This window comes from Amycolatopsis sp. DSM 110486 (assembly GCF_019468465.1).
Taxonomy (GTDB): Bacteria; Actinomycetota; Actinomycetes; order Mycobacteriales; family Pseudonocardiaceae; genus Amycolatopsis.
The window spans coordinates 4,832,903-4,857,637 of the sequence record NZ_CP080519.1 but is presented as its reverse complement, the minus strand read 5'-3'; the positions used below and the strand labels follow the sequence as shown (position 1 = coordinate 4,857,637).

30 protein-coding genes are annotated in these 24,735 nt (G+C 70.4%); 20 read left to right on the top strand and 10 right to left on the bottom strand.

The window, feature by feature from the left end:
* Positions 1-576 (bottom strand): TIGR00730 family Rossman fold protein, encoded by a 576-nt coding sequence (locus tag K1T34_RS23735; RefSeq protein WP_220246398.1) that lies wholly within the window; start codon positions 574-576, stop codon positions 1-3.
* On the bottom strand, positions 576-1,361 hold the full coding sequence (locus K1T34_RS23730; RefSeq protein ID WP_220246397.1) for a TIGR00730 family Rossman fold protein: 786 nt from the start codon (positions 1,359-1,361) through the stop codon (positions 576-578). The genes K1T34_RS23735 and K1T34_RS23730 overlap by 1 nt, the downstream gene beginning before the upstream one ends.
* Before the next feature lie 306 nt (positions 1,362-1,667).
* On the opposite strand from K1T34_RS23730, the gene K1T34_RS53460 reads away from it, so the two are divergent.
* From K1T34_RS53460 to K1T34_RS23700, 7 genes are all read left to right on the top strand, one after another.
* On the top strand, positions 1,668-1,913 hold the full coding sequence (locus K1T34_RS53460) for a hypothetical protein (RefSeq protein WP_255638670.1): 246 nt from the start codon (positions 1,668-1,670) through the stop codon (positions 1,911-1,913).
* A complete protein-coding gene (locus K1T34_RS23725) occupies positions 1,910-2,686 on the top strand; it encodes a M28 family peptidase (protein WP_255638669.1) in 777 nt (258 codons plus the stop codon). Before K1T34_RS53460 ends, K1T34_RS23725 begins: the two co-directional genes overlap by 4 nt.
* Positions 2,687-2,743: 57 nt before the next feature.
* Positions 2,744-3,322, top strand: coding sequence for a helix-turn-helix domain-containing protein (locus K1T34_RS23720; protein WP_220246396.1), 579 nt, complete (start codon positions 2,744-2,746; stop codon positions 3,320-3,322).
* 118 nt (positions 3,323-3,440) lie between these two features.
* On the top strand, positions 3,441-4,493 hold the full coding sequence (locus K1T34_RS23715; protein ID WP_220246395.1) for an isopenicillin N synthase family oxygenase: 1,053 nt from the start codon (positions 3,441-3,443) through the stop codon (positions 4,491-4,493).
* Positions 4,494-4,502: 9 nt separating this feature from the next.
* On the top strand, positions 4,503-5,864 hold the full coding sequence (locus K1T34_RS23710; RefSeq protein WP_220246394.1) for a nucleobase:cation symporter-2 family protein: 1,362 nt from the start codon (positions 4,503-4,505) through the stop codon (positions 5,862-5,864).
* Between the two features lie 572 nt (positions 5,865-6,436).
* Positions 6,437-7,492: a chitinase gene (locus K1T34_RS23705; RefSeq protein ID WP_220246393.1), complete on the top strand. Its 1,056-nt coding sequence runs from the start codon at positions 6,437-6,439 to the stop codon at positions 7,490-7,492.
* A gap of 148 nt (positions 7,493-7,640) precedes the next feature.
* Positions 7,641-8,492, top strand: a complete 852-nt coding sequence (locus tag K1T34_RS23700; RefSeq protein ID WP_220246392.1) for a YceI family protein — start codon at positions 7,641-7,643, stop codon at positions 8,490-8,492.
* Positions 8,493-8,643: 151 nt separating this feature from the next.
* On the opposite strand, the gene dapE is transcribed toward K1T34_RS23700, so the two are convergent.
* A complete protein-coding gene (gene dapE, locus K1T34_RS23695; protein WP_220246391.1) occupies positions 8,644-9,717 on the bottom strand; it encodes a succinyl-diaminopimelate desuccinylase in 1,074 nt (357 codons plus the stop codon).
* 43 nt (positions 9,718-9,760) lie between these two features.
* On the opposite strand from dapE, the gene K1T34_RS23690 reads away from it, so the two are divergent.
* From K1T34_RS23690 to K1T34_RS23680, 3 genes are all read left to right on the top strand, one after another.
* Positions 9,761-10,207: a hypothetical protein gene (locus K1T34_RS23690; RefSeq protein ID WP_220246390.1), complete on the top strand. Its 447-nt coding sequence runs from the start codon at positions 9,761-9,763 to the stop codon at positions 10,205-10,207.
* 28 nt (positions 10,208-10,235) lie between these two features.
* The gene (gene dapD, locus K1T34_RS23685; protein WP_220246389.1) at positions 10,236-11,216 is read left to right on the top strand and encodes a 2,3,4,5-tetrahydropyridine-2,6-dicarboxylate N-succinyltransferase; all 981 of its coding nucleotides are present in this window, start codon (positions 10,236-10,238) and stop codon (positions 11,214-11,216) included.
* 95 nt (positions 11,217-11,311) lie between these two features.
* Positions 11,312-12,280 carry a CHAD domain-containing protein gene (locus K1T34_RS23680; protein WP_220246388.1) on the top strand — a complete coding sequence of 323 codons (969 nt, stop codon included), beginning with the start codon at positions 11,312-11,314 and terminating at the stop codon, positions 12,278-12,280.
* A 153-nt stretch (positions 12,281-12,433) separates the two neighbouring features.
* On the opposite strand, the gene K1T34_RS23675 is transcribed toward K1T34_RS23680, so the two are convergent.
* The gene (locus K1T34_RS23675; protein ID WP_220246387.1) at positions 12,434-13,861 is read right to left on the bottom strand and encodes an FAD-dependent monooxygenase; all 1,428 of its coding nucleotides are present in this window, start codon (positions 13,859-13,861) and stop codon (positions 12,434-12,436) included.
* 81 nt (positions 13,862-13,942) lie between these two features.
* Between K1T34_RS23675 and K1T34_RS23670 the strand changes: the two genes are divergently transcribed.
* Positions 13,943-14,563, top strand: coding sequence for a TetR/AcrR family transcriptional regulator (locus K1T34_RS23670; RefSeq protein ID WP_220246386.1), 621 nt, complete (start codon positions 13,943-13,945; stop codon positions 14,561-14,563).
* A gap of 31 nt (positions 14,564-14,594) precedes the next feature.
* Here K1T34_RS23670 and dapC read toward each other — a convergent pair whose 3' ends face one another.
* The 3 genes from dapC to K1T34_RS23655 form a co-directional block, all read right to left on the bottom strand.
* Positions 14,595-15,686: a succinyldiaminopimelate transaminase gene (gene dapC, locus K1T34_RS23665; protein WP_220246385.1), complete on the bottom strand. Its 1,092-nt coding sequence runs from the start codon at positions 15,684-15,686 to the stop codon at positions 14,595-14,597.
* Positions 15,683-16,003 (bottom strand): ferredoxin, encoded by a 321-nt coding sequence (gene fdxA, locus K1T34_RS23660; RefSeq protein WP_220246384.1) that lies wholly within the window; start codon positions 16,001-16,003, stop codon positions 15,683-15,685. The genes dapC and fdxA overlap by 4 nt, the downstream gene beginning before the upstream one ends.
* Positions 16,004-16,122: 119 nt before the next feature.
* Positions 16,123-16,299: a hypothetical protein gene (locus K1T34_RS23655; RefSeq protein ID WP_220246383.1), complete on the bottom strand. Its 177-nt coding sequence runs from the start codon at positions 16,297-16,299 to the stop codon at positions 16,123-16,125.
* Positions 16,300-16,346: 47 nt separating this feature from the next.
* On the opposite strand from K1T34_RS23655, the gene K1T34_RS23650 reads away from it, so the two are divergent.
* The 8 genes from K1T34_RS23650 (at position 16,347) to K1T34_RS23615 (ending at position 21,284) form a co-directional block, all read left to right on the top strand.
* Entirely contained in the window at positions 16,347-17,096 is a 750-nt protein-coding gene (locus K1T34_RS23650) for an N-acetyltransferase (protein WP_220246382.1), read from the top strand.
* Entirely contained in the window at positions 17,093-18,091 is a 999-nt protein-coding gene (gene cofD / locus K1T34_RS23645) for a 2-phospho-L-lactate transferase (RefSeq protein WP_220246381.1), read from the top strand. Before K1T34_RS23650 ends, cofD begins: the two co-directional genes overlap by 4 nt.
* A complete protein-coding gene (locus K1T34_RS23640; RefSeq protein WP_220246380.1) occupies positions 18,027-19,445 on the top strand; it encodes a coenzyme F420-0:L-glutamate ligase in 1,419 nt (472 codons plus the stop codon). The genes cofD and K1T34_RS23640 overlap by 65 nt, the downstream gene beginning before the upstream one ends.
* Entirely contained in the window at positions 19,442-19,978 is a 537-nt protein-coding gene (locus K1T34_RS23635) for an NUDIX hydrolase (RefSeq protein ID WP_220246379.1), read from the top strand. The genes K1T34_RS23640 and K1T34_RS23635 overlap by 4 nt, the downstream gene beginning before the upstream one ends.
* Before the next feature lie 10 nt (positions 19,979-19,988).
* On the top strand, positions 19,989-20,135 hold the full coding sequence (locus tag K1T34_RS23630) for a hypothetical protein (protein WP_220246378.1): 147 nt from the start codon (positions 19,989-19,991) through the stop codon (positions 20,133-20,135).
* 12 nt (positions 20,136-20,147) lie between these two features.
* Positions 20,148-20,501 carry a GntR family transcriptional regulator gene (locus tag K1T34_RS23625; protein ID WP_220246377.1) on the top strand — a complete coding sequence of 118 codons (354 nt, stop codon included), beginning with the start codon at positions 20,148-20,150 and terminating at the stop codon, positions 20,499-20,501.
* An 81-nt stretch (positions 20,502-20,582) separates the two neighbouring features.
* Complete coding sequence (locus K1T34_RS23620) at positions 20,583-20,891, top strand: hypothetical protein (protein WP_220246376.1); 309 nt, start codon at positions 20,583-20,585, stop codon at positions 20,889-20,891.
* Positions 20,892-20,909: 18 nt separating this feature from the next.
* Complete coding sequence (locus K1T34_RS23615) at positions 20,910-21,284, top strand: hypothetical protein (RefSeq protein ID WP_220246375.1); 375 nt, start codon at positions 20,910-20,912, stop codon at positions 21,282-21,284.
* Position 21,285: 1 nt separating this feature from the next.
* Here the strand turns inward: K1T34_RS23615 and K1T34_RS23610 are convergent, their stop codons facing one another.
* Complete coding sequence (locus tag K1T34_RS23610; RefSeq protein ID WP_220247370.1) at positions 21,286-22,179, bottom strand: DNA-3-methyladenine glycosylase; 894 nt, start codon at positions 22,177-22,179, stop codon at positions 21,286-21,288.
* Positions 22,179-23,258: a sugar phosphate nucleotidyltransferase gene (locus tag K1T34_RS23605; RefSeq protein ID WP_220246374.1), complete on the bottom strand. Its 1,080-nt coding sequence runs from the start codon at positions 23,256-23,258 to the stop codon at positions 22,179-22,181. Before K1T34_RS23605 ends, K1T34_RS23610 begins: the two co-directional genes overlap by 1 nt.
* Before the next feature lie 140 nt (positions 23,259-23,398).
* Between K1T34_RS23605 and K1T34_RS23600 the strand changes: the two genes are divergently transcribed.
* Entirely contained in the window at positions 23,399-23,806 is a 408-nt protein-coding gene (locus K1T34_RS23600) for a hypothetical protein (RefSeq protein ID WP_220246373.1), read from the top strand.
* Here K1T34_RS23600 and K1T34_RS23595 read toward each other — a convergent pair whose 3' ends face one another.
* Positions 23,807-24,664 (bottom strand): glycosyltransferase family 2 protein, encoded by an 858-nt coding sequence (locus tag K1T34_RS23595; protein WP_255638667.1) that lies wholly within the window; start codon positions 24,662-24,664, stop codon positions 23,807-23,809. It lies immediately after the preceding gene.
* Between the last annotated feature and the right edge of the window lie 71 nt (positions 24,665-24,735).

The window sequence follows — 24,735 nt, the reverse complement described above, 5'->3', positions numbered from 1 at the left end:
TCAGTTCCACTTCGGGGGCGCAGGCGGGGCGTACTCGGCGAAGCGGTCCAGCAGCGCCGACGCGTCGGAGTCGACCAGCAGCAGGTCGCGGTAGCCGGCGCCCAGGAACCCTTCGGTGACCATGTGGTCGGAGAAGGACACGAGCGGGCCGTAGTAACCGCCGACGTCGACGAGACCGATGGGCTTCGAGTGCAGGCCGAGCTGAGCCCAGGTCCACACCTCGAACAGCTCCTCCAACGTCCCCGCACCGCCGGGCAGCGCGAGGAAACCGTCGGACAGCGCGGCCATCTTGGCCTTGCGCTGGTGCATGTCGGAGACCACGTGCAGCTCGGTGAGGCCCGCGTGCGCGATCTCCACACTGGACAGCGCCTCGGGGATCACGCCGATCACCTCACCGCCCGCCGCCAGCGCGGCGTCGGCAACCACGCCCATGGTGCCGACGCTCGCACCGCCGTACACGAGGCCGATGCCGCGCTGGGCCAGCAGTTTGCCCAGTTCGGCGGCGGCCTCCGCGTACGCCGGGGTGAAGCCCATCGAGGACCCGCAGAAGACGCAGACCCGGCGCAACGAGCTCATCAGTGGGTGTCCTCCCAGGCCTGGTACGACTCCTCGACCACGCGCACGGCGTCGTCGATGTCGTCGGTGAGGTGCAGCAGGTCGAGATCCTTCTCGCCGATCTTGCCGCCGTCGAGCACCGACTTCGAGATCCAGTCGTAAAGCCCGCCCCAGTACTCGGTGCCGAACAGCACCACCGGGAACTTGGTCACCTTCTTGGTCTGGACCAGCACCAGCGCCTCGAACAGCTCGTCGAGCGTACCGAAGCCGCCGGGCAGGCAGATGAAGGCCTGCGAATACTTGATGAACATCGTCTTCCGCGCGAAGAAGTAGCGGAAGTTCACGCCCAGGTCGACCCACGGGTTCAGGCCCTGCTCGAACGGCAGCTCGATGCCGAGGCCCACGGAGAAGCCGCCGGCCTCGTTCGCGCCGCGGTTCACGGCCTCCATCGCGCCCGGCCCACCGCCGGTGATCACGGCGAAGCCGGCTTCGGCGAGCGCGCCGCCGATCTTGCGGCCCAGGTCGTACTCGGGGTCGTCGCGCTTGGTCCGCGCGGAGCCGAACACGGTCACCGCACGCGGCACCTCCGCGAGCGCGCCGAAGCCCTCCACGAACTCGGCCTGGATGCGCAGCACCCGCCACGGGTCGGTGTGCACCCAGTCGCTCGGGCCGCGCGCGTCCAGGAGCCGCTGGTCGGTGGTGCTGCCCTGGTCACGACGGTCGCGCCGAAGCACGACCGGGCCCTTGTGGCGCTCCACCGGGCGCTCGGGGTACTGGCCGTCCGGAAACTCAGACTGTTCACTCACCAACCCAGCCTACGGGCCGTCCCGCCAGGCAGAACCCCAGCGTCGCCACCATCGGGCGACGTCGGTGACGGCGAGGTGAACGGTCCCTTGTGGACCACCGGTCCACACCTACCAACGGCCGGTTGACAGCAAGTCCCGACGAAAGTAGCGCCGCGTACCGCAGACCGGTAAACGCCCTGATGTTCAAGGGTTTTTCGCGGTTGATTAATGCCTGGGTAATGCTTTCCTGGGTCATTCGGAGCATTGACCGACCCTGTGACGACTCCTTTACTCACGGTGATCATCCCCGTCCGCGAAGGGAACCCGATGACCGGCAGGAGAGGGATCACCGCAGGCCTGGCGACGCCGGTGTTCGCGTTGGGCGCGCTCGCGCAGCCGTCCGTCGCGGCGGCCGCGGTAGCGCCGGACATCTCGCTCGCCAACATCAAGACGCACCTCAACCAGCTGGAGACCATCGCCCGCCAGAACGGCGGCAACCGCTCAGACGGTGGTGGTTACGCGGCCTCAGTGTCCTATGTGGAGGGTAAGCTGCGCGCCGCCGCTACACCGTGACCCGTCAGACGTGCACGAGCTGTGCCGGTCGGACGCAGAACCTCGTCGCGGAATGGCCGAAGGGCGACACGAACCGCGTGCTCATGCTCGGCGCGCACCTCGACAGCGTGAGCGCCGGGCCGAGCATCAACGACAACGGTTCCGGCAGCGCGTCGATCCCGGAGGTCGCGCTGACGCCGGCGCGCACCGATCCGGCGATGGCCCAGCGCGTGCGGTTCGCCTGGTGGGCCGACGAAGAGTCGGGGATGCGCGGCTCGAAGTTCTCCGTGAACAGTATCGCGGCGGCCAAGCGCGCGAAGATCACCGCGTACCTCAACTTCGACATGATCGGCTCGAAGAACTGGGGCTACTTCGTCTACGACGACGTCGCTTCGATCAAGAACGTGTTCGACAAGTACTTCGCGACCGCGATGCTAATGCCTGAGCAGCCTGGCTCCGCGGAACTGGAGGAGAGGCTCTTGCTTCCCGAGCACCGCCGGCCGGAGGGGTACGGCCTCGCGTTCCTCGAATCCGAGGAACACTCGGGGGAACCCCGACGGCACATCGTGACCGAGTTCGGCCATCGAGGCACCGCAGTCGTCGTCTGCGAGTACCTCGAGGGCCGCGACGGTGAGCAGGTCCCGATGGTGGATTTCCGCTGCTCGCGCCGTCGCCGTCTGCAGCAGCGCCGCGGTGTCCTTTCGATCCGGGCGGCGCCGAGCCGGCCCCGGCCGAGAGCGGCGCGCCGCAGCCACCACGAACAGTCCGGTGAGCACCCTGTCCGGCGCACGTAGCCAACCCAGTCTTAGATGGTGTCGCCTATCGTCGGACTCAACGAAAAGGGAGTGGTGATGGCGACGGACACAGGACGAGCCGGCGAAGCCGGGGCACTTGTCGGGGCCGCGGTACGAGCAGCGCGGACGCGATCGGGGCTGTCCACACGAGATCTTGCCGCGCGCGCCGGCATCAGCCAGCCCTTCCTGAGCCAGCTGGAGCGAGGGCTGCACGCACCGTCGGTCAACACCTTGTACCGGCTCGCCGAAGCGCTGGCCGTCTCCCCCGCCGACCTGCTGCCCGCGTTGCCGGCCTCGCCGATCCGCGTGGTGCGGGCGGCGGATCGCCGGCTCGACGCCCTGAACGAACGGCCCGAGACGGCGTACTCGAGGACTGCCCGCGGCTCGGGCGCCATCGCCGAGATCATCGAGTACATCGCGGAGCCGGGCCAGGACATCGACGGCTGGTTCTGGCGGGACAGCGACGAGGCGCTGATCGTCCTGGAAGGCCGACTGCGAGTCGACTTCGAGGGCGAGGAGTCCGTGCGGCTCGATCCGGGCGACTGCCTGTTCCACCCCGGCACGACCCGGCACCGCTGGGCCCGGGTGGACGAGGACCGGTTGCGCGTGGTGCTGATCGTCGCCGGCGATAGGTGACACCAATCGAAACGGGGGATTCTTCGGTTCGTTACATGTCCGCAACACAGGTCACCACACTGGTGAACGGTGTGCGGAGGCAGCCGCCCCGCGCTCGATGCGAAAGGTCGGTGCCACCATGTCCGGTCCCCACTCCGGCACCCTGCAGGTCCCCCTCATCGACCTCAGCCGCTGGCCCGGCGGGTCCGCGTCCGACCTGGCCGCGATCGCGGCGGCGGTCGACGAGGCGGCCCGAACGGTCGGCTTCATGCAGATCGTCGGGCACGGCATCCCGGCCGCGGCGGCCGACGGGCTCGCCAGGGCGATCGACGCGTTCTTCTCCCGGCCGGCGGACGAGAAGCGACAGTGGCTCCCCGCGACGCCGGAGACCAACCGCGGCTACACCCCGCCCCGCGCGGAGAAGGTGAGCCTCAGTCTCGGTGTGACCAGCCCGGAAGACCTGTTCGAGGCGTTCAACGTCGGCGCCGACGTGACTGCGGCCGGGGCACCGGAGCTGCCCGCCGACCACTACCCGGCGAACATCTGGCCACCCGTGCCCGGTTTCCGGGAGCGGGTCACGGAGTGGATGACCCACGCCGGCGCACTGGCCCACCGACTCACCGACATCTTCGCGCTCGCGCTCGGCCTCGATGAGGACTTCTTCGCCACCCGCACGACGCACTCGATCGACGTGCTGCGGATGAACAACTACCGGCTGCCCGAGCAGGAGACGGTGGTGGACCGGGGTCAGATGGGCATGGGGGCGCACACCGACTACGGCATCGTCACCGTGCTGTGGGCCGACGCCGTGCAGGGGCTGCAGATCCTCGACGGCGACGGGGCGTGGCACGACGTGTTGCCCGCCGACGGCGCGCTGCTGGTCAACCTCGGCGACGCCCTGGCCCGCTGGACGAACGACCAGTGGCGCTCGACCCTGCACCGGGTGCTGCCACCGACCGACGGCACGGGCCGGTTGATCCCGCGCCGGTCGGCCGCCTACTTCCACGACGGCAACTTCGACGCTGTCATCGAGGTCTTGCCCCAGTGCGTGCCCGAAGGCGAGCAGCCGCTCTACACGCCGACCACCGTGGCCGACCACATCGCCGCCAAGCTCGCCGGGTCCCGGGCTCTTCGGCCGAACGCCGCGGCGGAGCGCGAGGCCGCCCGCCTCAACGCCGCCGCGGCCCGCTAGGAGGCCGGCATGTCCCCCACCGAGAACGGGGTCCGCCACCCCACCGACCAGGTACCGCCGACGGGCCGGCTGCTGCTGCTGGGCCTGCAACACCTGTTCATCATGTACACCGGCTGCATCGCGGTCCCGCTCATCTTCGGGGCGGCCGCCGGCCTGTCGCACGACACGATCGCGCTGCTGGTCGACGCCGACCTGCTCGTGTCCGGGGTCATCACGCTGATCCAGAGCGCAGGGGTGGGCCGGATCCTCGGGGTCCGGCTGCCCATCGTGGCGGGCGCCACGTTCACCCTGATCACCCCCATGATCCTGATCACCAAGGGCTACGGGCTACAAGCGGTGTACGGCTCGATGCTGCTCGCGGGGATCTTCGGGCTCGTCATCGCGCCGCTGTTCGCGCGGGTGGTGCGGTACTTCCCGGCGATCGTCAGCGGCACGGTGATCACGGTGATCGGGCTGTCCCTGATCGGGGTCGGCGTGCAGCTGGTCGCCGGGAGCGACAGCACCGCGCCGGGCTACGCGTCGGTGCCGCGGCTGGCGCTGGCGGCCGGGGTGATCCTGGTCATCGTCGCGTTCATGCGGCTGTTCAAGGGAATCCTCGGCCAGGCCGCGGTGCTGATCGGGCTCGTGCTGGGCACCGCGGTGGCGGTACCACTCGGTTTCGTGAACCTGGCCGGGGTGGCCGGCGCCCCGTGGTTCGGGTTCCCGATGCCGTTCCAGTTCGGCGCCCCGCACTTCCCGATCGCCGCCGTGCTCTCGATGTGCGTGGTCATGCTGGTGACGTTCACCGAGTCCACGGCCGACATGCTGGCGGTCTCGGAGATGGTCGGCAAGCCGCTCAGCAGAGGCGACCTCGCCCGCGGCCTGGCCGCGGACGGGCTCTCCGGAGTGCTCGCCGGAATCATGAACTCGTTCATCGACACCGCCTACGCCGAGAACGTCGGCCTGGTCGAGATCACCCGCATCCGCAGCCGGTGGATCACGGCGGCGACCGGCGCCATGCTGATCGTGCTGGGCTGCGTGCCCAAGCTCGGGGCGGTGGTGGCGTCGCTGCCGGACCCGGTGGTGGGCGCGGCGGGGCTGGTGATGTTCGCGATGGTGTCCGCGGTCGGGATCAGGGTGCTCAAGAAAGTCGACTACGCCGACAACCACAACCTGCTGGTGGTCGCCCTGTCGATCGCGGTCGGCATGGTGCCGGTGGTGGCGCCGTCCATCTACACGCACCTACCACAGGGCCTGCAGATCGTCTTCGGCAGCGCCATCACCAGCACAGCGCTGTGCGCGTTCGTGCTGAACGTGTTGTTCAACCACGCGCGAGGGAGCAGAAAGCGCGCCCCTGCCGCCGGCGTGGAGCAAACGTCGCGGGCGGCGTGAGCCAGAGGCGGCCTGGCGCGGGGTTCGCGCCAGGCCGTCGCGGCCGGATGCACCTGGCGCGTGCGCGCAAGGGGGCCCCAGCCAACCGGCAGTGCGGGCGGCACCTCGACGGTCGAGGTCAACTCCACCGCCTGGCCGCGCGTGAGCGAATCCTCGATGTATCACACCGCCGGCAAGGGGAGGCCGATGCCGCGCTCTGCAGCACGACAGCGTTGCTGTGCTTGGTCACCGAGACCACGCGGTCGAGCTAGCCGTAGCCGTGGTTCAGCCGGACCCCGCGTCCGTCGGTGACCGTGGCAACCTCGGGAGAGCGAGTCGTAGGTGTAGCTGGCAGGCCGATCAGGTTGTTGAGCGAGTCGTAGCTGTTGGTCGTCGAGTTGTTCAGCCCTCCAGTGGCAAAGATTGCTTTGAGGGTGATCGCTGGAATCTCCTTCCTCCAACCCGATCTACTTGTCCAGACCACTCATTTGTCTAGACCACTCGTTCGTAGGTAGTCAACTGCTCCGTTCGCCGCTTACCGTTCCCCGGAACGCCGCGTGCTGGGACAGCGTTGCCGCGAGACGGGAGCCGGTATGTTCGGTCGCAAGTCACGGATCTTCGGCGCGGTGGTGGCCGCTGCGCTCGCCCTGCCGCTGGCGGGGCTCACGGGAACCGCCGGGGCGTCGGTGCAGGCCGACACGTGCGCGGCGAAGTCGAAGCCCGCCGGGAAGGTGCTGCAGGGCTACTGGGAGAACTGGGACGGCGCAGCCAACGGCGTGCACCCGGGCCTCGGCTGGGTCCCGATCACCGACGCCCGCATCAAGTCCCACGGCTACAACGTGATCAACGCGGCCTTCCCCGTCATCCGGTCCGACGGCACGGTGCTGTGGGAAGACGGCATGGACGCCGGCGTGAAGGTGGCGACCCCGGCCGACATGTGCGCCGCCAAGGCCTCGGGCGCCACGATCCTGATGTCCATCGGCGGCGCGGCGGCGGGCATCGACCTGTCGTCGTCGACGGTGGCGGACAAGTTCGTGAGCACGATCGTGCCGATCCTCAAGAAGTACAACTTCGACGGAATCGACATCGACATCGAGACTGGTCTGACCGGCAGCGGGAACATCAACTCGCTCTCCGCTTCGCAGTCGAACCTCATCCGCATCATCGACGGCGTGCTCGCGCAGATGCCGTCGAACTTCGGCCTCACGATGGCGCCCGAAACCGCTTACGTGACCGGCGGCAGCGTCACCTACGGCTCGATCTGGGGCTCGTACCTGCCGATCATCAAGAAGTACGCCGACAACGGCCGCCTGTGGTGGCTGAACATGCAGTACTACAACGGCTCCATGTACGGCTGCTCCGGTGACTCCTACGAGGCCGGCACCGTGCAGGGCTTCACCACGCAGACCAACTGCCTCGCCAACGGCCTGGTCGTGCAGGGCACGACGGTGAAGGTGCCGCTCGACAAGCAGGTGCCCGGGCTACCGGCGCAGTCCGGCGCGGGCGGTGGGTACATGGCGCCGAACCTCGTCTCGCAGGCCTATCGTGCCGTTTCAGGCGTAAAGGGCCTGATGACCTGGTCCATCAACTGGGACGGCTCGAAGAACTGGACGTTCGGCGACAACGTCCGCTCGCTCGAAGGCCGCTGAACCCGGCGCCGGGGCCTGAAACACCAGGCCCCGGCCCCGGAACCGCTGCCCGGGATCCCGCTGCCGGACTTCACTACGGCTCAACAGGTCCGGCTTCCGTTGACGTCGCTGATAACGTGCCCCGACAAAGTCAAGCAGAGGAGACGACGTGTTCGGGCGCAAGCGAAGCAACGGACAGCGTGGCGGGCCCGTGACGTTCAACGCCGATGCCGGACTCCTGAGTGTGCGGGTCGGTGACGAGAACGGCCACCCGCTCCCGGGCACGCAGATGGTGATGCTGCACAAGCGCAGCCAGCGTCAGACGAAGGCCGTCGCGGACGAGTTCGGCCTGGCAGTGAGCACCTTGTCGGCCGGGACATACGCGGTGTCCGTGAGCGCGAGCGGCTACCAGGCACAAAACAGCACCGTCGAGGTCGTGAGCGGCGACCACACCTCGCTCGCGGACCTGCGGCTCGTGCCGGACGACAACCGCCAGCTCCCCGACCCGGGCGAATGGGTGCTCGACCCCGACCACACGGCCATCCGGTTCATCGCGCGGCACATCGGGCTGTGCGAGGTCCACGGCCGGTTCCGCAGCTTCCAGGGCAGCATCGTCGTCGGCAAGCAGATCGAGGACTCCACCGTCGAGGTCGTGATCGACGCCGCGAGCATCGACACTTCGGCCGAGAAGCGCGACGACCACCTGCGGTCCCCGGACTTCCTCGACGTGCGCCGCTTCCCGCAGATCCGCTTCCACGGGCACCGGTTCCGCCGCGCGCCCGGCGACCGCTGGAGCATCGACGGCACGCTCAACCTGCACGGAGCCAGCCGCGGCGTGCGGCTGGACGCCGGCTACCTGGGCCTGCGGACGTGGAACGGCGACCGGCTCGGCGCCATCGCCACGACCGAGCTGCACCGCGAGGACTTCACGATCAACTGGCAGCAGACGCTGGCCAAAGGCCTGGTCATGGTCGGCTCGACGATCGAGATCAAGCTCGACATCCAGGCCGTTCGCGCTTAGCCGTCCTCGCCACTCACCCCCGGCCGCCGGGTTGCGGCAAGCACCCCAATGCCGCGTTCGGTGCGCCCAACGCACCCGATGCGGCGTTCGGTGCGTTCAGCGCACCCAATGCCACATTGGGGGTGGGTGAGCAGGGCGCGGCGGCCGGCCGTCAGCTCAAGAACTTGCGCAGGATGTCGGCCACCTGGCGGATCTCCGCCACGTGCACGTGTTCCTGCTGCGTGTGCGCGAGGCTCGGGTTGCCGGGGCCGAAGTTGACGGCCGGCATGCCCAGCGCCGCGAAGCGCGCGACGTCGGTCCAGCCGAGCTTGGCGGCCGCGCGGCCACCGGCGGCGGCCACGAGCTCGGCGGCCGCCGGGGCCGAAAGACCAGGCAACGCGCCCGGCGAGAGGTCCGTGAGCGTGGCGTCGTAGCCGTGGAAGACCTCACGCACGTGGGCTTCCGCCTGCGTGGGGTTGCGGTCCGGGGCGAAGCGGAAGTTGACCGTGAGCACGGCGGCGTCGGGCACGACGTTGCCGGCCACGCCGCCGGAGATCTTCGTGGCCTGCAGGCCCTCGCGGTAGGTGAGGCCGTCGATGTCGACCACGCGCGGCGCGTACTCGGCGAGCCGGCGCAGGGGCTCGGCCAAGGCGTGGATCGCGTTCTCGCCCATCCACGCGCGGGCGGTGTGCGCGCGGGTCCCGCTCGTGCGGATCTCGACGCGCAGCGTGCCCTGGCAGCCGGCCTCGATCGTGCCGTTGGAGGGCTCGCCGACCACGGCCAGGTCGCCGGCCAGCCACTCGGGCAGCTCGCGCTCGATGCGGCCGAGGCCGTTCTTGACCGCTTCGACCTCTTCGTTGTCGTAGAAGACGAAGGTGATGTCGTGCTTCGGTTCGGGCAGCGTGGCGGCGAGGTGCAGGAACACCGCGTCGCCGCCCTTCATGTCGACGGAGCCGAGGCCGTGGAGCAGCTCCTCGTCGCCGGATCCGGTGCGGTGCGACGGGAGGTTGGCGTTCTCCGGCACGGTGTCGAGGTGCCCGGCGAGGATCACGCGCGAGCCGCGGCCGAGGTTCGTGCGCGCGAGCACCGCGTCGCCGTTGCGGACGACCTCGAGGTGCGGCGCCTGCTCGGTGAGCGCGGCCTGCACGGCGTCGGCGAGCCGGCCCTCCTCGCCGGAGACGCTGAACGCGTCGACGAGGGTGGCGGTGAGGTCGGCGGGGTCGGCGCGCAGGTCCAACGAGGTCATACCGGCACCGTACCGACCCGGTGCGAGGGCTACGGTGAGGGACGTGCGCACGCGAAGCTCCCTGGTCGCTCTCGGCGGCGTCCTCCTGACCCTGGTCCTGACCGGCTGCGGCTCCGAGGCGGGCCCCACGCCCGGCCCGAACCCCGGCTCGCCGGGCCCGGACGCCCTGCCGATCAAGCTCGACGCGCTGTCCGCCGACGCCTGCTACACGAGCCCGCAGACGCAGCTGCCGAAGGGCTGCGAGAAGTTCGTCACGGAGGTCGGCGGCACGGCCGCGTCGGTGCACGAGCGCGCAGCGGCCGGCAAGACCGTCGACGTGGCGCTCGACCACGCGGCGGCCGCGCTCGACCAGGGCGTGAGCGCGTTCCGCGGGGCGGGGTGCACGACCGTGCCGAGCCCGGGTGGCGCGTGCACGCAGGCGCTGATCACCATCTCGGGCGCGCTCACGTCGGTGAAGAAGCTCGTGAACCAGCAGGCCACCACGGGTTGAGGCGCGTCACTCGACTACCGTGACCGGCGTGAGCGAGCAGACCCCTGACCCCGAAACGACCGGCGCCGTCGGCGTCGGGCTGGCCACCGTCGCGTCCGACGGGACGGTGCTGGACACCTGGTACCCGCACCCGAAACTGACCGGCACCAGCGCCAGTGGCACCGAGCGGCTGTCGGCCGCCGAGACCACCGAGCTGCTCGGCGACGCCGCGGCAGCGCTGCTCGGGCCCGACACCGACCGCGGTGTCGAGGTCGTCGCGGTGCGCGTGACGATCGACAGCCTGGCCACGGCCCCGGCCGACGCGTACGACGCCTACCTGCGGCTGCACCTGCTGTCGCACCGGCTCGTGCAGCCCCACGGGCAGAACCTCGACGGCATCTTCGGCAAGCTGGCCAACGTCGTGTGGACGAACCACGGCCCGTGCCCCGTCGAGGGCTTCGAGCAGACCCGGCTGCGGCTGCGCAGCCGTGGCGCGGTGACCGTGTACGGCGTGGACAAGTTCCCGCGGATGGTCGACTACGTGCTGCCCACGGGCGTGCGCATCGCCGACGCCGACCGCGTGCGCTTGGGCGCGCACCTCGCGTCCGGCACGACCGTGATGCACGAGGGCTTCGTGAACTTCAACGCCGGCACGCTCGGCGCGTCCATGGTCGAGGGCCGCATCTCGGCGGGCGTGGTCGTGGGCGACGGCAGCGATGTCGGCGGCGGGGCGTCGATCATGGGCACGCTCTCGGGCGGCGGCAAGGAGGTCATCGGGATCGGCGAGCGCTGCCTGATCGGCGCCAACGGCGGCGTGGGGATCTCCCTCGGCGACGACTCCGTGATCGAGGCCGGGCTCTACATCACGGCCGGCACGAAGGTCGTCGTCGACGGCAAGACCGTGAAGGCCCGGGAGATCTCGGGTATTTCGGGTGCGCTCTTCCGGCGGAACTCGGCGACGGGTGCGGTGGAGGTCGTGTCGCGCACCGGCGTCGGGATCGAGCTGAACGAAGCGCTGCACGCGAACTGATCCTTTACGAAACGGGGCGCGCTCCACCAGGGGCGCGCCCTTTTTCGTCACACGTCACGTCCACTCTGCCTGCGGGTTCACCTACCATTCATGTTGTGACCACCGAATCGTTGCCCTCCTCGACCCGCCGCCGCGCACCTGAGCCGACGACCCCGGCCGAGCTCGGCCTGCCCGACGAGCCCGCGAAAGCCGGCCCCCGGGACCCGGCGGCCACCCACATCCGGGCCAAGCTGGACCACGAGCTGCGCGAGCTGCTGGCCCGCGAGCCCGGCACCCGCAGCGGCGCGGATCCCGAAGACCTGCACCAGATGCGCGTCGCCCTCCGGCGGATGCGCAGTGTGCTGAAGACCTCCGGAGCGCTCATCGGCGGCTCCGCCGAGCCCGTGCGCGTCGAGCTGGGCTGGCTCGGCCAGTCCCTCGGCGAGGTCCGCGACTACGACGTGCTGATCGGCCACCTGCGCGAGGTGATCGCCACCTTCGAGGTCCGCGACCAACCCGCGGGCCGTCGCCTGGTCTCGAAGTTCGTCACCGAACGCGGCGCCGCCCGCCGGCGGCTGGCGCGCGCCCTGTCGAGCGCCCGCTACGCCACGCTGTTGCAGCGCATCGCCCAGCTCACGCGCACGCCGGACCACGAGCTCGACCCCACGCCGCTCGGGTCGGGCAGCCTCGCCACCGACGTCCGCAAGCCCTACCGCCGCCTTCTCAAGGCCGTGCGCGCCCTGCCGTCCGACCCGCCGGACGACGACCTGCACGCCCTGCGCATCTACAGCAAGAAGCTGCGCTACACCGCCGAGCTGGCCTGCTCGTCGGCGAAGAAGAAGCAGGCCGCCGCCCTCACCGACCTGGTCAAGGCGACCCGCAAACTCCAAACCGTCCTCGGCGACCACCAGGACGCGGTGATCGCGGCCGAGAAGGTGCGCTCCGTCCTGCCCGGCGCCGACAGCGAGGTCGGCTTCATCGCGGGCCGGATTGCGGAACACGAACTGCTGAAGCGCACCGAGGCCCGGGCGGCTTGGCCGGCGGTGTGGGCCCGGATCGACAAGGCGGCTCACGCGGCTCTCTGACCGAACACCCGCCGACAGACAGCCCCCGCCCTCCCCAGGGGGCGTCCCCATGTCCATTCTATCGGCCACCTCCGACAAAACCGGTGGTCAAGCCGGTTGGGGACCGAGTCGTCCACAACTCGACGGAGCTGTGGACAACCCACTCAACCCCAGTCACCAAGCCGTGATCGACCAGACGTAGCCGTCCGGCCGAACCAGCACCCGGCGGCCCGCCGCGGCCTCGTAAGCCGCGTAAGCGTGGCCGCCCGCGTCCACCAGGTCCGGGCCCGAAGCCACCGACCCGGCGGGCAAGATCCGGTACCCCGGAACCTCCGACGAACCCACCACACCCGAACCGAAAACCAGCTCCGCAGCGTGCGGCCCCCGGAACAGCTCGAACAGCCGCATCGACTTGCCGTTCGCATCCACCAGCGGTGCATCCGGAGCCCGGTCCCCCGCCCGAAGCGAGCCGGCACCAGCACCAGCCAACGGCCCACCTCGGTACCCGACATCCAGCTGCTGCGTCTCCGACCCCCGCCGATGCGCGTCCTCATCCCCGTCGGTGTATTTCTCCATCAAAGCCGTCGAAATCCCCAGCACCCGCGCCGCGACCGCGCGCCGCTCGGGCTCGTAGCTGTCCAGCAAGTCGGCGGACCCGGAGGCCAGCTTCCATCCCAGGTTGTACGCGTCCTGGACCCCGGTGTTCAGACCCTGCCCGCCCGTCGGCGGGTGCACGTGCGCGGCGTCGCCCGCCAAGAACACGCGCCCGACGCGGAAGGAAGCAGCCAGGCGGATGTTCGGCCGCCACACGGTCGACCAGGCCAGGTCGAACAGCTGAATCCCCCCGCCCGACACGGAGTCCAGCCGCGCCTGCAACGCCGGCAGCGAAGTCTCCACCGCCAGATCCCCATCCCCCAGTGGCGCCCCGAACTGGAAGTGCGGGGTACCGGCCAGCGGCGTGAACGCCACCCCGCTCATCGGCGACGAAGCCGGCGCGAACCAGTACGACGAGTCGTGCGAAAGCCCCGAAGCCTGGACGTCCCCCAGCAACATCCGGATCGACTCATCAGTTGTGCCCTCGAACGGAATCCCCAGTGCCTTGCGCACAAAGCTCTTGCCGCCGTCGGCGCCGACCAAGTACGCCGCCTCCACCGTCTCCCCCGTCGACAGCGAAGCCGTCACACCCGAAGAAGACTGCGTGAAGCCCTCCAGCCCCACCCCGAGCTCCACCTGCACCCCGAACGACGACAGCCGCTCCCGCAGGATCCCCTCTGTCTGCGACTGCCCCAGGAACCAGATGTTCGGGTACGGCACCGCGGGCGTCGGCTCGACGGTGTCGCTCATCCAGCGCTCCTGCACGAACTCGCCGTCCAGGTAGACCTTCATCGGGTACTGCGGCGAGCCCGCGGCCAGCACCGCGTCGAGCACACCCAGGTCCTCGAAAACCTCCAGCGTGCGGGGCTGCAGGCCGTCGCCGCGGGAGCCGTTGAAGAACGCCGACGCCTTGTCGATGAGCCGGACCGCGACGTCGCGCCGGGCCAGTTCGATGGCCAGCGTCAGGCCGGTCGGGCCCGCTCCCGCGATCAGCACTGTGGTGTCCATGTCCCCTCCAGTGAATTAGGATTCAATGAATCTGGATTCAGCATGCGCGCTGCTAGCGTTCGTGTCAAGGGAGGTGCCGAGATGACGGCGACGAGCCGCAAGGGGAAGGCCGCCGAGACGGAAACCGCGTTGAAGGAGGCGGCCAAGCGCGTGTTCGCGCGCAAGGGCTACCTGAACACGAAGATCACCGACATCACGGCGGAAGCCGGCCGCGCGGCGGGCTCGTTCTACAACCACTTCGCCGGCAAGGAGGAGCTGCTCGAAGCACTCCTGGGCGACCTGGCCGCGGCGGGCGACGAGGAGGCGGCCGCGGAGGGCCACCTGTCGGACTTCAGCGACCCCGAGGCCGTGCGCTGGCACGTGCGCCAGTACTGGGACTTCTACAAGGCCAACGCGGCCACGATGCAGGCGCTGCGCCAGGCGTCGATGGTCCACGACGGGTTCGCGAGCACCCTCGCGAGCTTCGGCGTCACACAAGCGGCCGACCTCACGGGACACCTCGAGCGCGTCACAGCCGCCGGTTACGAGCTGCCCGCGTCGACGCAGCTGAGCATCGTGATGATGTACCAGCTGATCGACAACTTCGCGCAGATGTGGCTCACCGCCCCGGAACCCACGGGCTGGACGGCGCCGAGCGACGACGAGGCCGTCGAGGCGCTCACGAGGTTCGTCTACCGGGGCTTCACGGGACGCGATTTCTGAGCGGGCGCACCGAAGCGCGCCCGCTCGGGAATCAGGAGTTCAACCGCTCCGCGGCGGTGTCGATGCGCTCGTCGGTGGCGGTCAGCGCCACGCGCACGTGGTTGCCGCCGGCCGGGCCGTAGAACGTGCCCGGCGCCACGAGGATGCCGCGCTCGGCCAGCCACGCGACGGTGTCCAGCGCCGGTTCCCCGCGCGTGGACCAGAGATACAGCCCGGCTTCGGAGTGGGAGATCTCGAAACCGTTGTCCTGCAACGCTTTCCGCAACACGAGCCGACGGCGCAGGTAACGCTCGCGCTGCGCGGCGACGGCCTCGTCGTCGGTCAGGCCGGCCACCATGGCCTCCTGCACCGGACGCGGCACGATCATCCCGGCATGCTTGCGGATCTCCAGCAGCTGCTTGACCAGCCGGGGATCGCCGGCGATGAAGCCCGCGCGGTAGCTCGCGAGGTTCGCCGACTTCGACAGCGAGTGCACGGCCAGCAGCCCGTCGAGCCGTCCACCGTGGACGGACGGGTGCAGCACCGACACGGGCTCGGCGTCCCAGCCGAGCGAGAGGTAGCACTCGTCCGACGCCACGATCACGTCGCGCTCACGCGCCCACTCCACAACCTTGCGCAGGTGCTCGACCCCGAGCACCTTGCCGGTCGGGTTCGACGGCGAGTTGAGCCAGATCATGGCCGGACGCTGAGGACCGAGCTGCGTGAGCCCGTCCGCGCGGATGACGTCGGCGCCCGCCAGCAGCGCACCCACCTCGTAGGTCGGGTACGCCAGCTCGGGGATCACGACGGTGTCGCCCTGACCGAGGCCGAGCAGCCGCGGCAGCCAGGCCACGGCTTCCTTCGACCCGATCGTCGGCAGCACCGCGTCGGGCTCCAGACCCTCCACGCCGTAGCGCCGGCCCAGCGCCTCCACCGCGGTGGTCCGCAGCGCGGGCGTGCCGTGGGTGGCCGGGTAGCCCGGGATCTCCGAGACCGACGCAAGCGCGTCGCGGATCCCGGCCGGAACCGGGTCCACGGGCGTGCCGACGGAGAGGTCGACGATCCCACCGGGATGCGCCTGCGCGCGGGCCTTGACCTCGGCGAGCGAATCCCAGGGGAAGTCGGGCAGGGGGCGGGTCGTCATTCGCCCTGCGGGGGCAGCGCCTTGATGAAGGCGGGGTCGTGGCTGGTCTTGCCGACCTTGGAGGCACCGCCGGGCGAGCCCAGCGTGTCGAAGAAGTCGACGTTGGCCTTGGTGTAGTCGGACCAGTTGTCGGGGACGTCGTCCTCGTAGTAGATCGCCTCGACCGGGCAGACCGGTTCGCAGGCGCCGCAGTCGACGCACTCGTCGGGGTGGATGTACAGCATCCGCTCGCCCTCGTAGATGCAGTCCACGGGGCACTCGTCGATACACGCCTTGTCGAGCACGTCGACGCAGGGCTCGGCGATCACGTAGGTCACTGCGTACTCCTGCTTTTCTCTGCTTAGCCAGTCCCTGCGGACATTACGCGCTTCCCGAGGCACCGGTAGTGCTTAGGCAACCCTTAGCCATACCCCTGGTATGGGGCCGAATGTCCCGCTCAGCGGTCCCGGCGGCGGGGCTTCGGGGCGTTGCGCGCGTCGCCGGTGATGGTGAACCCCGGGCCGGCGGGCTTGGTGTCGCCCTCGCGCTTCTCTTTGAGGGTGCGTTCGAAACCGTCGGCGATCTCGTCGACCAGGTCGTCGTTGTGCTTGTCGTCCCTGCGCACGTAGCTCATCGGTTCTCCCTGAGAACATGGGGTGCCGCCTCAAGGACAATCTAACCGTGAACGACTCGGAAAAGCTCGAACTCGTGTGTGCGCAGGCCTGGCAGCCGGTGGTCGACGAACCCCTCGGCGACTGGCGCCTGCGCTGGGCCGGCGGCTTCACCGGGCGCGCCAACAGCGCACTCGCCGTGGGCAACCCCGGCCGGAGCGTGGCCGTCGCGTTGAAGGCCGTCTGTGACTTCGCCCACGATCGGGGGATCCCACCGGTCGTCCAGGTGATCCAGGACAGCGGCACCGAGCGTGAGGTGGCGGCCGCCGGCTGGCGCGAGTGGACCAAGCACGCCGCGGGCTACCAGGTGTCGGTGCTCGTCGGGCCGCTGCCGGCCGGGCCCGCGCAGGACGCCGAGGTCCTCGACGAGCCGACGCCGGCGTGGTGGGAGCTGGCCGCGGACAACCCGTCACCGGGCACGGCCGAACGCCACGTGCTGAGCACGGGCAAGGTGGGTTATGGCGTGGTTGACGTGGACGGCGTCACCGCCGGAGCTGTGCGCGGTGCCATCGTGGACGGGTGGCTGCACGTGTCGCGGCTGGCCGTGCGGCCGGAGTTCCGCCGGCGTGGGCTCGCGTCGGCGCTCATGTTCGCGCTGGCCGGCTGGGGCCGCGCGCACGGTGCGGAGAGGTGGGTGTTGCAGGTGGCCGTGGGCAACGAAGGCGCGTTGAAGCTGTATTCCGCGCTCGGCTGTACGGAGCACCACAGGTACCGCTACTGGGGCCCCGGTGCCTCCGCGTGCGAGGATCCGCAGTCGTGAAGATCGTCGTACTGGTCGGTGGAGTCGGTGGCGCGCGCTTCCTGCTCGGCGTGAAGACCGCACTCGGGATGCCCGCGATCGGCGAGCCGGAGAGCCCGTCACCGCACGAGGTCACGGCGCTGGTGAACACCGGCGACGACGTGTGGATGCACGGCCTGCGCATCTGCCCCGACCTCGACACCTGCATGTACACCCTCGGCGGTGGCATCGACACCGAACGCGGCTGGGGCCACGCGGGCGAGACGTGGGTCGTCAAGGAGGAACTCGCCGCGTACGGCGCGGAGCCGACGTGGTTCGGGCTGGGCGACAAGGACATCGCGACGCACTTGATCCGCTCGCGGATGCTGCGCGCGGGCTACCCGCTCTCGGCCGTCACCGACGCGCTGTGCGACCGCTGGCGCCCGGGCGTGCGGCTGCTGCCGATGTCGGACGACCGCGTGGAGACCCACGTCGTGATCGACGACCCCGACCAGCCGGAGCAGCAGAAGGCGATCCACTTCCAGGAGTGGTGGGTGCGCTACCGGGCCGACCGGCCGGCGCACTCGATCGTTTCGGTCGGCGCCGAGGAGGCCAAGCCCGGGCCGGGGGTGCTCGAGGCGCTGGGCGAGGCCGACCTGATCCTGTTCGCGCCGTCGAACCCGGTGGTGAGCGTCGGCACGACGCTCGGGGTGCCGGGCGTGCGCGAAGCGCTGCGCAAGTCGAAGGCCAAGGTCGTGGGCATCTCGCCGATCATCGGTGGCAAGGCGCTGCGCGGCATGGCCGACGCGTGCCTCACGGCGATCGGCGTGGAGACCTCCGCCGAGGCCGTCGGCCTGCACTACGGCGCTCGCTCCGACGGCGGGGTGCTGGACGGCTGGCTCGTCGCCGAGGAGGACCACGATGTGACGGTGCCGGGCGTGGCCGTGCGCGCGGTGCCGCTGCTGATGTCCGATGTGGACGCGACCGCCGCGATGGTGCGGGCGGCCTTCGACGTTGCGGGAGTTTCCGGTGTCTGATTCGGCCAAGCCTGAGTTCAGCGATCACGCCTCGGCCAAGGTCGAGATCCTGCCCGTGACCGGGCTGCCCGAGTTCCGTCCGGGCGATGACCTCACCGGCGCCCTCGTCGCGGCCGCGCCGTGGCTGCGGTCCGGCGACGTGGTGGTGGTGACGAGCAAGGTGTTCTCGAAGGTCGAGGGCCGGCTCGTGCGCGTGCCGAGCGACCCCGAGGCCCGCGACGCGGCGCGGCGCGAGCTGATCGACCAGGAGACGGTGCGGGTCGTCGCGCGCGTCGCGCGCACGGTGATCACGGAGAACCCGCTGGGGATCGTGCAGGCGGCTTCGGGGATCGACGCGTCGAACGTGCAGGGCGACGAAGTCGCACTGCTGCCCGCGGACCCGGACGCATCGGCGCACGCGCTGCGCGGCGGGCTGCGGGAACGGCTGGGTGTCGAGGTCGCCGTGGTCGTCACGGACACGATGGGCCGCGCGTGGCGCGTCGGGCAGACCGACGCCGCGATCGGTGCTTCGGGCCTGCGCGTGCTGCACGCGTACGCAGGGCAGGTCGACTCGCAGGGCAACGAGCTGGCCGTCACGGAGATCGCGGTGGCCGACGAGCTCGCCTCCGCCGCAGACCTGGTCAAGGGCAAGCTGGGCGGCCTGCCGGTGGCGGTCGTGCGCGGCCTGCAGCTCACCGACGACGGCTCCACCGCGCGGAACCTGATCCGGCCCGTCGACGAGGACCTGTTCCGCTTGGGTACCAACGAAGCTCTGGCACAGGGGCGGCGCGAAGCCGTGCCGCACCGGCGTTCCGTGCGCACGTTCTCCGACGCGCCGGTGGATCCATCGGTGGTTCGGCGGGCGGTCGCGGCGGCGTTGACCGCGCCCGCGCCGCACCACACGCACCCCGTGCGGTTCGTGTGGCTGCGCGACGCCGGGTTGCGCGCGAAGCTGCTGGACGCCATGCGCGAATCGTGGCGCGCGGACCTTTCGAAAGACGACTTCACACCGTCGCAGGTCGAGAAACGCTTGTCGCGCGGGGACATTCTGTATCGCGCGCCCGAGGTCGTGATCCCGTTCCTCGTGCCCGAGGGCGCACACACCTACCGCGACCAGCGGCGCAACGACTGCGAACACACGATGTTCACGGTCGCCGCCGGCGCCGCGGTACAGGGTCTGCTGGTCGCGTTGGCGGCGGAGGACCTGGGCTCGTGCTGGATCGGGTCGACGATCTTCGCGGCCGACCTCGTGCGGTCGACGCTGGGCCTGGATTCGCGCTGGGAGCCGCTGGGCGCCGTCGCGATCGGGCATCCGCTGGAGACGCCGCCCGTGCGTTCACTGGGCGAGCCGGGCGAAGGTCTGGTGGAGCTGTGAACTTGCATTCGGACGCCGTGACGGTCCTTTCGACGTGGACCCCTTCTCTGGGCTCGCAGGAATCTTTGCGCCAGGCGTTTCTGGGTTTCCTGGCGACGCGGGACGACACCGTGCAGCGCTCGTGCGAGGCAGGGCACCTCACGGCGTCGGCCGTGGTCCTGGACTCGACGGGTACGCAGGTGCTGCTGACGCTGCACCCGCGCGTGGGCCGCTGGCTGCAGCTGGGCGGGCATTGCGAGCCTTCTGACGCGTCGGTCGCCGAGGCCGCTCTGCGCGAGGCGACGGAGGAGTCGGGCATGGCCGGCCTGACGATCGGCGCCGAGCCGGTGCACCTCGACGTGCACCCGATCACGTGCTCCCTCGGCGTGCCGACGCGGCACTTCGACGTGCGCTACGCGGTCCGCGCGCCGGCGGGGGCCTTGCCCGTCCGCAGCGACGAGTCCGACGACCTGCGCTGGTGGCCGGTCGGCGCCCTGCCCGCGGGGTCGGAGGACTTGGCCGAACTCGTGAACGCGGCCGTTTCGTCCCGTTAGCATGGCGGGCATGCCCCTGGTGCCCGCCAACCCGCACATCCACACCGGCGACGGTGGTTTCGTGAGCGGCTGGGTCGTGGCCGTGGGGTTCGGGGTGGCGATCGTGCTGGTCGTGGTGGGTGTGATCGTCAGCCTGCGCAGGAAGCGCCGGCGTTAGGGAGGTTCCGCGGTGACCGTGAGCTACGACAGCGCCTCTTCGGTGCCGCCGTTCGAGCAGGTGCGCTCGTCGATCGCCGCGCAGATCAACGACGGCACCCTCGCCGTCGGCGCCAAGCTCCCCACCGTGCGCGCACTGGCCTCGGACCTGGGCGTCGCCCCGAACACGGTGGCGCGCGCCTACCGGGAACTCGAGGAAGCCGGCCTCATCGAAACGCGCGGCCGGGCAGGGAGTTTCGTGGGTGCTTCGGGGGATGAGTCGCGTTCGCGGGCTCTGGCGGCGGCCGCGGATTACGCAGCGGTGACGCGGCAGCTGGGGCTGTCGACGGACGAGGCGCTGGCCATCGTGACGGCCGCGCTGCGCTGACCGTTTCGGTTTCGCCCGGCCCCTGACGGCCGGTCGCCCTACGATGGCGATGGCCTGTGGCCGGGGAGAGGGGATTGTGTCGTGAACGCCATTCAGCCTTGGCATCTCATCATCTTGTTGCTGCTGGCGGGCATCGTCGTGGCGATCGTGGTGGGTGTGCAGGCTTCGAAGAAGCGGCGGCAGCCGCCGATTCCCCCGCCGTGGCAAGGAATGCAGTCTCCGGGATATCCGCCGGGGCAGCAACCTGGATATCCGCAGCAGCCGGGGTATCCGCCGGGCCAGCCGTACGGGGGCTATCCGGGACAGCAGCCTCCGGCGCCGCCCGGCCGATACCCGCCGCCGCAGCCGTACCCGCCAGGTCAACAACCGCCGTCCGGATTCGGGAACTGAAAAGGAGATTCAGCCGCCGTGTTGCGTTTCGCACTCCCAGCGCTGCTGATCATCGTGCTGGTGGTCATCCTCGTGCTGAAGTTCACCGTCGGGCGGAAGCCGAAGCAGCAGCCTGGTCCGCAGTACCCGCCGCAGCAGCAGTATCCGCCGCAGCAGTTCGCGCAGCAGCAGCCGATGCAGCCGGGGCAGTACCCGCAGCCGGGATACCCCGGGCAACAGCCAGGACCGTATCCGCAGCAGGGATATCCCGCGCAGCAGCAAGGTCAGCCGAACCAGCAGGCCGTGCAGAACTGGCAGCCCTACCCCTCACCGCAGCAGCCAGGTCAGCCGGGTCAGCCTGGTCAGCAACAGCCGAACCAACAGCCGGGCCAGGGTCAGCAGCCGCCGCAGTAGGTCACATCGCGCGGTAGTCGCGGAGTTCGATGCGGGGCCCGAAGCGTGGCGCACGGGCCCCGCCGACCTCCAGGTACCGGATCGCGCGCTGGCGTTGCGGGGCGTAGGGCGCGAGGAGTTCCGCCATGGCCTCGTCGTCGATGCGGCGGCCGAGGAGCGTGTGGCCGACCATCGAGGGGATGTTGTAGTCGCCGAAGCTGACGGCGTCCGGGTCGCCCCAGGCGCGTTGGGCGATTTCGGCGGCGGTCCACACGCCGATGCCCGAGACCTTGCGCAGCAGGGCCCGGCCCTCGGAACCCCTTAGCGCCACGGCTTCCTCCAGCCGTGGAGCCACGCGCGCGGCGTTGATCAGCGCCGTCCGGCGTTTGAGGTCCACGCCGATGCGGTGCCAGTTCCAGTCCACAATGGACCGGATTGCGACCGGCGACGGCGGCACGCGCAGCGAAGCAGGCCCCGGGCCGGGCGCGGGCGTGCCGAACCAGCGGCACATCTCGGCCCACGACCGGATCGCCTCCTTGCCCGAGACCTTCTGCTCCAGCACCGCCAGCACGAGCGAGTCCCACACGCGCCGCGTCGAGCCGAGGCGCAGGCCGGGGGCGTCGTGGCGCGCGCGGGCGACCACGGGGTGGTGCGCGACGAAGCCGGTGTCGTCGTCCTCGGCGCCCAGCAACGCCGGCACGCCGTCGAGCAGGAACTCCGCGCCCGGGCCCCACGCGTCGGCCTCGACGACGCCGTCGGGCCGGCGCAGCAGAGCCAGCGTGCCCTTGCCGGACGGCGTGTTGGCGGCCAGCCACCAGACGCCGCGGTCACCGCGGAAGTTCAGCGAACCGCGCCCACGGCTGAGCGGGCCCAGCACCGCGGCCAGGTCCAGCGGGAAGGGCGGTCGCCACTCGATCATGCGTCGCTCGAGAACCGGATGCCGCCGTCGGGCAGGGTGACGCCGGGCCAGACGCGGGCGCCGTCGAGGAGTTCGCAGCCCGCGCCGACGGACGCGCCGTCGCCCAGGACCACGCCACGCAGCACGGCACCCGCCCCGACGAACGCGCCGCGGCCCAGCACCGAACGCTCCACAGTGGCCCCGGCCTCGACCACGGCTTCGTCGAACACGACCGAACCGTCGACGGTCGCACCGTCGCCGATCACGGCCTTCTCGCCGACCGTCGTCCCGCCCGTCAGCTGAGCCGACGAAGCCACGGAAGCACCGTCGAGCACCAGCGACTCGCCGGTCGGGCCCGCCAACGCGGACGTCGGCGCGATGCCGCGCACGAGGTCCGCACTGCCGCGGACGAACGCCTCGGGCGTGCCGACGTCGAGCCAGTACGAGGAGTCCACAAAGCCGTGCAGGTGCGCGCCGGCTTCGAGGAGTCCGGGGAACGTCTCGCGCTCCACCGACACGCGCCGGCCCGCCGGGATGGTCTCGACCACCGAGCGGCGGAAGACGTAGCAGCCGGCGTTGATCTGGTCCGTCGGCGGGTTGGGCGTCTTCTCGAGGAACGCCTGCACGCGGCCGTGCTCGTCCGTGGGGACGGAGCCGAAGCGGCTCGGGTCGGGCACGCGCTGGAGGTGGAGGGTGACGTCGGCGCCGGTGTCCACATGGGTCTGGAGCTGGTGGCGCAGGTCGGCGCCGGAGAGGATGTCGCCGTTGAAAATGATCGCGTGGTCCGCGCGCAACCTGTCGTACACGTTGCGGATCGCGCCTCCGGTGTCGAGCGGCTCGTCCTCGACCACATACTCGAGCTCGAGGCCGAGGGCCGCCCCGTCGCCGAAGTACTCCTCGAAGACCTCGGCACGGTAGGACGTGCCGAGCACGACGTGGCGGATCCCGGCCGCGCGAATTCGCGAGAACAGGTGACTCAAGTAGGGGGTGCCTGCCGTCGGCAACATCGGCTTCGGCGCGGACAGGGTGAGCGGCCGCAGGCGGGTGCCCTTGCCCCCGACCAGCACGACGGCGTCGACCTCGAGCTCGGACGTCACAGAAAACTCCTCTTGTATCACGCACCGCTGAGCGACAAGCCGCGGGAAACGCTGACGGCTGCGCCCCAGAGGGCCTACCCTAGACAGGAAACAGGTGGGCCTTTCCCCAGAGGCCCCGGGTCAGTCGGGAGGCCGAGGGGATGGACCCCCGCGATCGCGCGGACGCTTTGCTCGCACGCGCACGTTCCCGCGGCGCCTTTGTGGTGACGCCGGACAACATGACATCGCCGATGGACGCCTCCAACACGCAGCAAATCCCGAGATCCGTGGTCTCGGAGCTCGACCAGCAGGATCCCGACACGACGACGCAGCTGCCGGCGTCGTTGATCGAGGAGAACGACGAGCATCCGCTGGCGAAGGCGAGCACGACCACGCCGCTGGAGGTGCCGGCCGCGCAGGTGACCACGCCGCTGGTGGCGCGCCCGCAGGCCGCGCCCGTGCCGAGTCCCCTGCGGGAGCCTGCCGAGGAAGAGCTGACCGGGCTGGTGCCGACGATCAAGCAGAGCAGCGGCCGGTCGAACCTTTCGCGGCGTCTCGACGGGCTGTGATCACGCGCCCTCGAGCTTGACGCGAACGGCCAGCCCGAGCTTCACCGCCGCCAGCACGGGCTTCCACAGCACGCCCTGGTGCCGGTCGGCGAGGTAGCGGTAGGCGCTGGCGTGGTGCGCGCGCAGCATCTTCTTCGACACGCGCGCCGTGGACACGCCACCGATGTGCATCACGCTCGACGAGGGCGCGTAGACGTTCAGCCAGCCGGCCTTCGCCAGGCGGTCGCCGAGGTCGACGTCTTCGAAGTACATGAAGTAGCGCGTGTCGAAGCCGCCGACCGAGTCGAACGCCTCGCGCCGGAACAGCTGGCACGAACCGCTCAGCCACTCGGACGTGCGCTCCTGCGGCGTGGCGTTCTCCTGGCGGTACTGGCGCGTCCACGGGTTGCCCGGCCAGACCTTCGCGAAGACGGCGTGCCCGATCCCCCGCCCGAACGACGGCAGAAGACGAGCGGACGGGTAGACGGTCCCGTCGAGGTCATGGATCAACGGCCCGAACGCACCCCCACGCGGCCACCGCTTCGCGACCTCGAGGAGCGCGTCCAGCGACCCCCGCTCCCACTCCAGGTCCGGGTTGACCACGACGACCCACCCATAGCTGTCGTCGAGCGCCGCCACGCCGCGGTTGGCGGCCGTGCCGTACCCGACGTTCTCGCCGATGCTGACCAGCCGGACGTTCTCGCGCTCCGCCGCCTTCTCGGGCCCGCCATCCGTGGACGCGTTGTCCGCGACCACCACACGGACCTCACGGTCGGTCGCCTTTTCCAGCGTGTCGAGGAACTTCTCGAGCATGTCGCCGGGAAAGTAGGTCACGGTCACGACGGCCAGATTGTCGCCGTAGCTGCGCTGCTCAGTCACGGCACCCATTGTCCCCTGCTCACACACGGCTACGGGCACGCATCGACCCCGTCACCGAGGGTGATGCGGGG